The organism is Rhodococcus sp. (in: high G+C Gram-positive bacteria), from assembly GCF_049286785.1.
In the GTDB taxonomy this organism is placed as follows: Bacteria; Actinomycetota; Actinomycetes; order Mycobacteriales; family Mycobacteriaceae; genus Rhodococcus_F.
Map to the genome: position 1 here is coordinate 1 of NZ_JBAQEO010000237.1, position 9,664 is coordinate 9,664.

Consider the following 9,664-nt stretch of genomic DNA (forward strand, 5'->3'; position numbering starts at 1 on the left):
GTAGCGCCAGGGCAGTCCGCCCTCTGCCACCGGGGTCCCCACGCCGGCGGGGGTGAAGAAGGCGGGAATGCCCGCGCCACCGGCCCGCAGCCGCTCGGCGAGGGTGCCCTGCGGGGACAGTTCCACCTCGAGTTCCCCGTCGAGGTACTGGCGCGCGAACTCCCGGTTCTCCCCCACATATGATGCGGTCACCCGCCGGATTCGCTTCCCGTTCAGCAACATTCCCAGGCCATGGCCGTCGGTCCCGCAGTTGTTGGACACCACCGCGAGGTCGGTCGCCGTACCGGCCGCGATCGCGGCGATCAGGGCGTCCGGGATGCCGCACAAACCGAACCCACCGACCGCCAGCGACGCCCCGTCGGGGATGTCGGCGACCGCATCGGCCGCCGAGATGTAGACCCGGGTCACGACGCCGCCGCCGCGGGTGCGCCGACCAGCTCCTGCAGGAACTCCTCTGCCCGTGGCCAGAAGCCGAAGCCCGACGCGGGGTTGAGGTGTCCGACCTCGCCGAGATCGGCGAATCGGCTGCCCCACACCTCGGCCAGGCCCGCGACTCGACGCTGGCTCGCGAGCGGATCGTTGCTGCTCGCCGCGACGATGCTGGGGAACGGGAGCCGGCGCCGCGGCACCGGCAGCCAGCCGCCCCGTTCGAGATCGTCCATCGTGGGATAGCCCTCGGGCAGCGGCGTCTCCAGGTCGGCCGGCGTCGCGAGCAGTGCGCCGAGGACGGGTGGGGTCGCCTGCTGCGCCCAGTGCACGGCGATCAGGACACCGGCACTGTGCGCCACCAGGACCACGGGCCCCTCGACCTCGGCGACGACCGCGTCGAGGGCGGCGATCCGGGCTGCCAGGCTCAGCTTGTCGTGCTCGAGCGGCGGAACCGTGTGCACCCGGCCGAGTCGATCGGCGAGCAGGGTCTGCCAGTGGTCGGCGACGCGGTCGCGCAGGCCGGGCACGATGACCACGTTCGGTTCGACATTGCTGTTCATTGCTCTCCCAAAGATGTTGTCTCACAGAATGACCGGCGGACACCGAGGTTCACGTCGGGCCCCGCCCCCGACGCCTCGGTCAGCGGTTCAGGTCAGGCGTGCTGGGTGAATCCGACCTGGCCGAGCCGGCGGTTCGGCGCGTAGCCGAGCCGGGCGAGCGTCTCGTCGGCGTCCGCGTAGGAGGTGCCAATCCGGTAGATGTCGCGCGCCTCCTTGCCGGTGGCCACCTCGCGGCCGAGTTCGCCGGCGACCCGCACCAGCTGCTGGATCTGCTGGACCGAGGTCATCTTCTCGCCCTTGCGGCCCCAGATGGTGTCCTCGTTGCCGCAGCGGGCGTGTAGACCCATCGCGATCGCCATGGTGTTGACCGGAAGCACGCTGCGCATCAGCGTCTCGAGGGTCAGGCAGGCACCGTCCGGAACCCGCTGGACGAAGTTCATGATGTTGTACGGGTTCGGGCCGTCAAAGCCGCCACCGATGCCGACCCAGGTCAGGTTCAGCGGGCCGGTATAGATGCCCCGGCGGATGAGCCGTTCGACCGTTTCGAGCTGCGGGATGGACGAGAGCTGGAAGTGCGGCTGGATGCCGGCAGCCTGCAGGCGGCGCAGGTGCTCGGCTACCCACTCCGGCCCGGCCGGGACCGTCATCTCCCGGTACGCAGCCGCGAGCTCGGGCCGCTCCATCGACGTGCCGGCGATGTCGTCGGCACTCATCAACTCCATGATGTTCATCTGGCTGGTATTGATCGCGATGGTCACCTGGTCCGGCTTCGGATCGAGCTCGGCCAGCATGTGTCGGGTGTCGTCGGAGAGCCACTTGGCGTCGGAGCCTTCGCCTTCCGGCGCGAAGGAGATGGAGCCGCCGACCTGGAGGATCATGTCCGGCACGGCCTCGCGCAGACCGGCGAGCAACTCATTGAACTTCGAGAGCCGCTTGCTGCCCTTGCCGTCGAGCTCGCGGACGTGGATGTGCAGCACGGTGGCGCCGGCCTCGTAGCAGTCGACGGCCTTCTGGATGTGCTCCTCCATCGTCAGCGGCAGGTCTTCACGGAAGTCCTCCGGCTCCCACTCCGGTCCGTACGGTGCGCAGGTGATGACCAGCTTCTCCTGGTTCTCGGGGAACAGTGCATCGTCGTGGAAATGCATTGTGAGACTCCATTTCTCGGTGGGTCGAACGAATGTGAGGGAAGGTTAGAACGGTCGGTCGCCGACGATGCCGGCGCGTTCCATCTTGCGGACGGCGGGCCAGTAGTCCTGGACGGCGTAGTGCTGGGTGGACCGGTTGTCCCAGATCGCGACGCTGTTGGGGGTCCAGCGCCAGCGCACCTGGTACTCGGGGATGGACGCCTGGCTGATCAGGTACTGCAACAGGTCGCTCGCGCCCGGTGCGTAGTCGATGCCGTAGCGCACGTTCTCCGAGGTGTGGTAGTTCGTGAGGTGGGTGGCGAAGGAGTTGACGAACAGGATCTTCTCGCCGGTCTCCGGATGGGTCCGCACCACCGGGTGCTCGGGGTCCGGGTACCGCTCCTTCAACTGCAGACGCTGCTCGATCGGCATCCGCCCGCCGAACGTCGCCTCGATGCTGTGCCGGGCCCGCATTCCCGCGATCTGTGTCTTCACCGGCTCGGGCAGGTTCTCGTACGCCATCGCCATGTTGACCCAGATGGTGTCGCCACCGATCTCCGGACCCTCGACGCAGCGCAGGACCGATCCCATCGGCGGGTTCTCCCGCCACGTGGCGTCGCAGTGGAAGCTGTTCTCGAAATGCTCCGGGGCGCTGGTCGAATCCTTGTAGATCCGAACCAGTCCCGGGTGTTCGGGGTCGCTGCAGAGGACCGGGTGGTCCTCGAGCGAACCGAAACGCTCCGCGAGAGTGACGTGCTCGGCCCGGCCCATGTGCTGGTCCCGGAAGAACAGCACCTTGTGCTCGAGGAGCAGTGCCTTCAGTTCGGCGAACAGCTTTTCGTCCCGGGACACCTCGGCGAGGTCCACACCGTGGAGTTCGGCGCCGATGCTGCAGGTCAGCTTCCGGGCATCCATCGGGGCCCGGGACCGGGCATCGGCGCGGACGCTGACGCGGTCGACGGTGGCAGTCATGACTATCCTCCTTGTGCTTGGCGGGATGGTTCTCGGGATCAGACGGAGAAAACCGACGAGCCGACGCTGAGGCCTGCCTCCAGGTCGCGGTGCGCCTGCTCGGCCTCGACCAACTCGTACCGCTGGTTGCTCTCGATGGAGATCCGCCCCGAAGCGACGTGGTCGAACAACTCACCGGCGAGTTCGGCGCGCTCGGCCGGGTCGGCGATGTAGTCCGCCAGCGCGGGCCGGGTCACGAACAGCGAGCCCTTGACCGCGAGCTGCATCGCGTCGATCGGCGGGATCGGGCCGGACGCGGTGCCGAAGGCCACCAGCAGGCCGCGGCGGGCCAGGGAGTCGACCGAGGACTGAAAGGTGGACGCGCCGATGCTGTCGTAGGCCACCGGCACGCCGGCACCATCGGTCAGCTCACGCACACGCTCGGCGACATTCTCGCGGGTGTAGATGATGACCTCGCCGCACCCGTGAGCCCGCGCCACCTCCGCCTTCGCGTCACTGGACACGGTGCCGATGACGTTGATTCCCAACGCCTTCGCCCACTGGCAGAAGATCAGTCCGACGCCACCGGCGGCGGCGTGCAGCAGCACCGTGTCGCCCGGCTTCAGCGGGTGGATGCGGCAGAGCAGGTACGAGGTGGTCAGGCCCCGCATGGTCATCGCGGCGGCGGCCTCGAAGGGGATCGCGTCGGGCAGGGCGATCAGGTGCTCGGCCGGCATCAGCCGCTCGGTGCTGTAGGCCCCGAGCGGGCTCCCGGTGTAGGTGACGCGGTCACCCTCCTTCACGCCCGTGACACCGGACCCGACCGCCTCGACGACACCGGCGGCTTCGACACCCATACCCGCGGGCAGCGGTGCGGGGTACAGGCCGGTACGGAAGTAGGTGTCGGCAAAGTTCAGGCCGACCGCCTCGTGCCGGATGCGAACCTCGCCGGCTCCCGGGTCTCCGACCTCCGTCGACTCCCACGTCAGGACCTCCGGACCACCGGTCTCGTGGAATCGAATCGCCTTTGCCATCTTTGCCTCCCAGTCTTGTCGCGCTGCCGGCGGTTGCCGTTCTCGCTGTGACTTCGCTAACACGACAGTAGCCAGGAGACCCTCATTACACTTATCCTCACGGGACATATTTATTACCCCTTAGGGACATCCCCGGCCTCGCCGAGGAAATCGGAGGTAGTCACGGTGTCGAAACCCCTGGCGCGTTACGCCGCACTCACCGGATACGTCGAGCTGGGACGCTCGCTGTCGATCGACCCGGTCCAGCTGCTGCGCAGCGTCAACCTCGACCCGGCGGGCCTCGAGATCCAGGACCGCTGGGTGCCGGCCGCCGCCGTCGTCCGGCTCCTCGAACTCTCGGCCGCCGCGTCCAGTCGCCAGGACTTCGCCCTCAGGCTCGCCGAACGGCGGCGCCTGTCGACCCTCGGCCCGCTGAGCGTGAGCATCCGCGAGGAACCGGATGCCCGCAGCGCGCTGCGGATGCTGATCCGCTACCAGCACACCTACAACGAATCCCTACACATCCGGGTCACCGAGCGCGACGGTCTCTCCACCATCGCGCTCCGCGTCGAACCCGGCGAACCGATGCCCGTTCGCCAGTCCGTCGAGCTCGCCACCGCCGTGACCCACCAACTGCTGCAGTACCTTCTCGGGGACCGGTGGCAGCCCGTGTCGGTGTGCTTCGAACACGGACGACCCGACGACGACAGCACCCACCGCCGCATCTTCGACGCACCACTGACCTTCGGCGGCGACTACTCCGGGATCGTCACCTATACAAGCGATCTTGATCGAGCGAACCGACTGTCCGACCCCCTGCTGCGCAACTACACGCAGCAGTTTCTCGATGACCTGGCGGCGCCGGAGGAGCCCACCCTCACGATCCGGGTCCGTGAACTCGTCGAACTCCTGCTGCCGACCGGCCGCTGCTCGGTCGAGCAGGTGGCCCGGAGCCTCGGCGTGGACCGGCGCACCGTACACCGACACCTGGCCAAGTCGAACCTGACCTTCACGGGGGTCGTCGACGCCACCCGCGCCGAACTGGCCCAGCGCATGGTGACGGGCCGGCGCCACACGTTCACCGAGATCTCCGAGATGCTGGCGTTCTCCGCACCCAGTAGCTTCTCCCGCTGGTTTCACCAGCAGTTCGGCATGAGCCCGCGCGAATGGCGCAAGCGCTCGGAGGGCTGACCGATCGCCCTGTCCCGAAATGCACAGAATGACGTCCCGAAGGGGTAACTCTACGGAGCGCATCGGGGCTAACGTGATGCACACCACATCCACTGTGAAGCACAGCCTGCATCACATCCCATTCGCCCCTTGCGTGAAACGAGTGCCGCGTGACGACGAATCCCGACCCGATCCACACGCCGACCCTCGACGCCATGCGTCGTGACGGCGACTGGAACCCCCTGTGGAACACCCTGTCCGACTGGGATCCGGAGTGGACCGAGCAATTCATGGCGATGAACGCCACCCCGGTCCGGCGCGGGGTCTTCACTCCCGAGTTCGTCGAACTCCTCAGCATCGCGATCGACGCCGCGGCCACCCACATGTACGCGCCCGGCGTGCGACGGCACATCCGGATGGCCCTCGAACTCGGCGTCTCCCGCGACGAGATCCTCACCGTTCTGCAGATGGTCAGCGTTCTCGGAATCCATGCCTGCAATCTCGGCGTCCCCATCCTCGAGGAGGAACTCGACGCTCACGAACGTCGGCAGGTCGCCGCGCTGCGCACTGCGCCCTGATCCCCGACGTCCTCACCCTCACCCACTTCGGTCCAGTCGCCCCCAGGAGCCCCCATGGGACTGTCCACCACCACCGATCAGCCGGCCGAACCCGCCGTCGAACCCCCGTTCACCGGGACCGCCGCCGAGCGACCCGCGACCCGCCGCCGGATCTACCCGTGGCTTGTGTTCGCGCTCACCTTCAGTTTGCTGTTGTCCGACTACATGTCCCGCCAGGTGCTCAGCGCGGTCTTCCCGTTCCTGAAAGCCGAATGGGCCCTGTCCGATTCCCAGCTGGCCTCGCTCACGAGCATCGTCGCCCTGATGGTCGGCCTGCTCACCTTCCCGCTGTCGCTGCTCGCCGACCGTTGGGGGCGGGTGCGGTCGCTGATCCTGATGGCGGTGCTCTGGAGCATCGCCACCCTGTTCTGCGCGGTGGCGGCCAACTACGAGCAGCTGCTCGCCGCCCGCTTCCTCGTCGGGGTCGGCGAGGCCGCCTACGGCAGCGTCGGTATCGCGGTGGTGCTCAGCGTCTTCGCGCCCCGCGTCCACTCCACTCTCAGCGGCGCGTTCATGGCCGGCGGCTCGTTCGGTTCGGTCGTCGGCGTCTCACTCGGCGGTGTCATCGCTGTGCACCTGAGCTGGCGGTGGTCGTTCGCGGCGATGGCGGTGCTCGGCCTGATCCTCGTCGCCATGTTCCGGGCCGTGGTCACCGAACGCCGGCTGGCCGCGCACGCAGTCGACCCGGACGCCGCGCCGGTCGCTCGCCCCGACAGCCCCCCAATCCGGGTCCCGGTCTCGACGCTGTTCACCAACCCTGCCGTCTGGTGCGCCTACCTCGGCGGCGGACTGCAGATGTTCACCGCCGCCGTGCTGCTCGCCTGGACCCCCAGCTTCTTCAACCGCTACTACGGCATGGCCCCGGACAAGGCTGGCGTGATCGCCTCGCTCTTCGTGCTGCTGATCGGCACCGGCATGGTGGTGTGCGGCATGATCACCGACCGCGTCAGCCGCCACAACCCGGCCGGGAAGTGGTCCAGCGCCATCGCGTTCTGCGTCATCTCGCTGGCCGCCCTCGGCATCGGACTGCAATTGGAGACCGGTGCGGCGCAGCTGACCCTGATCGGCATCGGCGCCTTCTTCTCCGCCGGCTCCTCCGGTCCCACCGCGGCGATGGTGGCCAGCCTGACGCACCAGTCGGTGCGGGCCTCCGCCCTCGGCAGCCTGACCGTCGCCAACAACATCCTGGGACTGGCGACCGGCCCGTTCGTCATCGGCATCCTCGCGGACCACCGCGGCCTGCTCGGTGCGCTGCAACTGGCCCCGCTGGTGTACCTGCCGGCAATCGTGGCACTGTTCGTCGGCAGGCGGGTGTACGCGGCCGGCCTCGCGAAGCTCGCGGCGCAGAGTGCCGCCGCAGCAGCCAAGGCCTGACCCGCGGTCGACAGACCCCGCACAACGAACCCGGGCCGGTGTGGAAATCGTTTCCCACACCGGTTCGTGTTCGTTCGGGCCTGCCCCAGGATTCGCGCGCGTGATTCGGCCGGGCGGAGGGTTGTTGGTGGGATTCTTCGAAGGAGCAACCGGAGGGACTTTCGACAATGCCGTAACCACTGCCTATCGATGGCCAGTGGCTGAACTCAGCCAGGAGTTGGTCACGGCAGGACAGTGACGGTGGACGACCTACCGGCGGGACACGCCTGACTTCATCAGATTCATTCGCCCAGAATTCCTGCCACCCGCACCATATCCCGAGCACATCAGGTGAAGGCCCGACAGAAATGAAGGATCGATCCGTAAGAGGATCGGCTATCGGTGAACGGGGCGCTATGCGCCATCTGTGGCTGTAGCCAGACGGCGCCGCGGCCCGCATGCCATCCTCGGGGAATGGCACGAACGTGGTTGTCGGTGACGGTGGAGCTGCTCGGCGGGCGCGGCGAGGAACTGTGGCCATGGCCCGGCCGCGTCTTCGCGGTCGGACCGTCGCAAACCTTCATCGACCTCGCGAATGCCGTCACCGACGCCTTCGGCCAAGGCCCTCGCGTTTCGCAACGCCATCCGGCAGCGTGTGGCCGCGGCGGACCGCCGGCCCGAGGACGTCAAAATCTCGCTCGGGGTCGTAGTGAACGTCGCAACAACCGAAGAGGAGGCGCTCACCCGCGCGGAGCAGCTGTACGCGACGTTGCCGATCGCTCGACTGACCACCGTGCTGCTGGAAAGCCTTGGTCTGGCGGACGGTTCGTTCGGTCCCGACGACCCGATCTCCACCGAGGATCTGCCGCCCGCGATCCCGGCGACCGCGTTCTCCACGGGATTCGGGGCCTCCACCCGCGCTGATCGCGGAAGCTCCCCGCACGCCCCGCGAGCTCATCCAACGGGGTGCCGGTGGTTCGGGTCACCGATTGCTCGTCGGTTCGGCGGAGCAGGTGGCAGACGATCTTCAGGAGTGGTACGAGGCCGGGACCGCCGACGGATTCACCATCATGCCCGCCGACACGGCGGTCGATCTGGAGAACTTCGCGACGCTCGTCGTCCCGATCCTGCAGCAGCGCGGCCTGTTCCAGCGTGACTACACCAGTCCGACCCTGCGAGCACACCCGGCGGTCACGGCGGGTCTAGCCGCCTGGGCGCGCCCGGAGGTTCGCACGGACGCCCTCGACGCCCTCTTCGGATTGCTTCCCCTGCGGTGACGCGGGGGTCGATGCCCGACCAGAACGGCGCCGACCGCTGGGCGGCCGAGCACACCAGCGGCCTGATTCCGACGTTCCCCCTCACGCTGGGCCCGACCACCGTCCTGGTCCTCGCATCCGCCCTGGCGACGCGGGTGTCCTGGAATCATCCCTTCGAGCTCACCGAGGGGACACAACTGCCGTCCTGGGACGTCTCTCACGTCCTGTTATCGGCCGAGGAACACCTGACGGCGCTGGCGACTACGGAGGCGGCGGGGGACCTCGCCGTGCACGTCGCCGCGGCCGGTGAGGGCGTGCGTGTCATCTCGGTCATCACCGACGAGGACGTTCGGCGAGAACGCGTGTTTTCCGCCGTTTTCGAGATAGCACACGATATGCGTCAGGCGTCCCGTCCGCACGAGTTCGACCGGAGACTCTGCCTCTCGGACGTGCCTGGGACGGGGCATTGTTGGCGAATCAACGAAACTACCGCCTGGACGAATGGCCACAGCGTGGAGAGAAGCTCCGCGATCTTGCCGGCATGGCGCGCCGAGACCGACATCGATTTGGCGGATTCGCCCGCTTACGGTTTCACCGGTGCCACTCCGACCCTGGTCCGCCTCCTCCCATCAGACACCGGCCTCGATGTCGATGCCCGACAGTCCGCGGTGGCCTCCTTCACTCGGATCGGGTTCGAGGCCGCCGCGGTGACCGCTGGGGGCTTGATGACCGGGGTGCCAGTCGAGCGCCCCGTCCTGGAGGGCGTGTTCCTCTTCGGCCGCCCGTACGCCGTCGTTGCCTACGCGAAGGGGGGTCGCTCTTGGGACGGACTGCCAATCTTCTCGGCCTGGGTCGCCAAGGCTGTTGAAGCGGAATAGCCGCGCTGAACTTGCACCGCACGCGCTATGTCCGCGACCGGGACCGTACCGGGGACCGAGACGATCATCACGTCCAAGATCAGGAACAACAAATTGCGATCACGGCATACGTCGACACGCCCGCAAACGGTTTGCCGTCCTGCTCGAGGGGTGCCCCGACCATCGCGGTGCCGTGCGGCGCCCCCACTCGCACCAGAGCCGCGATCACCTCGTAGAACTCGGAGTAGGTCGGACGGTGGAACTCGGCGGCGTCGAGGACGGCCACAGTCCCCTGCGCAGTCTCGGCCGGCGCCCACAACAAGGCACGCAGGCG

10 protein-coding genes and 2 pseudogenes are annotated in these 9,664 nt (G+C 67.8%); 6 read left to right on the forward strand and 6 right to left on the reverse strand.

The window, feature by feature from the left end:
- The 5 genes from WAW17_RS09600 to WAW17_RS09620 all read right to left on the reverse strand — a co-directional run.
- The coding region (locus tag WAW17_RS09600; protein WP_422332751.1) for a CoA transferase subunit A at window positions 1-408 on the reverse strand (408 nt) is incomplete at its 3' end.
- A complete protein-coding gene (locus WAW17_RS09605) occupies window positions 405-989 on the reverse strand; it encodes an RBBP9/YdeN family alpha/beta hydrolase (RefSeq protein ID WP_422332752.1) in 585 nt (194 codons plus the stop codon). The genes WAW17_RS09600 and WAW17_RS09605, both read right to left, overlap by 4 nt.
- 92 nt (window positions 990-1,081) lie before the next feature.
- Window positions 1,082-2,134, reverse strand: coding sequence for a 3-keto-5-aminohexanoate cleavage protein (locus WAW17_RS09610; RefSeq protein WP_422332753.1), 1,053 nt, complete (start codon window positions 2,132-2,134; stop codon window positions 1,082-1,084).
- 45 nt (window positions 2,135-2,179) lie between these two features.
- Window positions 2,180-3,028, reverse strand: coding sequence for a TauD/TfdA dioxygenase family protein (locus WAW17_RS09615; protein ID WP_422332760.1), 849 nt, complete (start codon window positions 3,026-3,028; stop codon window positions 2,180-2,182).
- A 95-nt stretch (window positions 3,029-3,123) separates the two neighbouring features.
- Window positions 3,124-4,098: a quinone oxidoreductase family protein gene (locus tag WAW17_RS09620; protein ID WP_422332754.1), complete on the reverse strand. Its 975-nt coding sequence runs from the start codon at window positions 4,096-4,098 to the stop codon at window positions 3,124-3,126.
- A 165-nt stretch (window positions 4,099-4,263) separates the two neighbouring features.
- On the opposite strand from WAW17_RS09620, the gene WAW17_RS09625 reads away from it, so the two are divergent.
- The 6 genes and pseudogenes from WAW17_RS09625 (at window position 4,264) to WAW17_RS09650 (ending at window position 9,351) form a co-directional block, all read left to right on the forward strand.
- Complete coding sequence (locus WAW17_RS09625) at window positions 4,264-5,268, forward strand: AraC family transcriptional regulator ligand-binding domain-containing protein (RefSeq protein WP_422332755.1); 1,005 nt, start codon at window positions 4,264-4,266, stop codon at window positions 5,266-5,268.
- A 149-nt stretch (window positions 5,269-5,417) separates the two neighbouring features.
- Window positions 5,418-5,825 (forward strand): carboxymuconolactone decarboxylase family protein, encoded by a 408-nt coding sequence (locus WAW17_RS09630; RefSeq protein ID WP_422332756.1) that lies wholly within the window; start codon window positions 5,418-5,420, stop codon window positions 5,823-5,825.
- A gap of 54 nt (window positions 5,826-5,879) precedes the next feature.
- A complete protein-coding gene (locus WAW17_RS09635; RefSeq protein ID WP_422332757.1) occupies window positions 5,880-7,238 on the forward strand; it encodes an MFS transporter in 1,359 nt (452 codons plus the stop codon).
- An 85-nt stretch (window positions 7,239-7,323) separates the two neighbouring features.
- Window positions 7,324-7,470 (forward strand): annotated as a pseudogene (locus WAW17_RS09640) (SAM-dependent methyltransferase); the annotation flags it as partial.
- A 760-nt stretch (window positions 7,471-8,230) separates the two neighbouring features.
- The gene (locus WAW17_RS09645) at window positions 8,231-8,494 is read left to right on the forward strand and encodes a hypothetical protein (RefSeq protein WP_422332758.1); all 264 of its coding nucleotides are present in this window, start codon (window positions 8,231-8,233) and stop codon (window positions 8,492-8,494) included.
- 11 nt (window positions 8,495-8,505) lie between these two features.
- Window positions 8,506-9,351 (forward strand): hypothetical protein, encoded by an 846-nt coding sequence (locus tag WAW17_RS09650; protein WP_422332759.1) that lies wholly within the window; start codon window positions 8,506-8,508, stop codon window positions 9,349-9,351.
- Between the two features lie 79 nt (window positions 9,352-9,430).
- Here the strand turns inward: WAW17_RS09650 and WAW17_RS09655 are convergent.
- Window positions 9,431-9,664, reverse strand: a pseudogene (locus WAW17_RS09655) (hypothetical protein); the annotation flags it as partial.

Excerpts from the sequence above, each read along its gene's own strand:
- WAW17_RS09605 (WP_422332752.1), bottom strand. The coding sequence starts at position 989 with ATGAACAGCAATGTCGAACCGAACGTGGTCATCGTGCCCGGCCTGCGC.
- WAW17_RS09610 (WP_422332753.1), bottom strand. The coding sequence starts at position 2,134 with ATGCATTTCCACGACGATGCACTGTTCCCCGAGAACCAGGAGAAGCTG.
- WAW17_RS09615 (WP_422332760.1), bottom strand. The coding sequence starts at position 3,028 with ATGGATGCCCGGAAGCTGACCTGCAGCATCGGCGCCGAACTCCACGGT.
- WAW17_RS09620 (WP_422332754.1), bottom strand. The coding sequence starts at position 4,098 with ATGGCAAAGGCGATTCGATTCCACGAGACCGGTGGTCCGGAGGTCCTG.
- WAW17_RS09635 (WP_422332757.1), top strand. The coding sequence starts at position 5,880 with ATGGGACTGTCCACCACCACCGATCAGCCGGCCGAACCCGCCGTCGAA.
- WAW17_RS09650 (WP_422332759.1), top strand. The coding sequence starts at position 8,506 with ATGCCCGACCAGAACGGCGCCGACCGCTGGGCGGCCGAGCACACCAGC.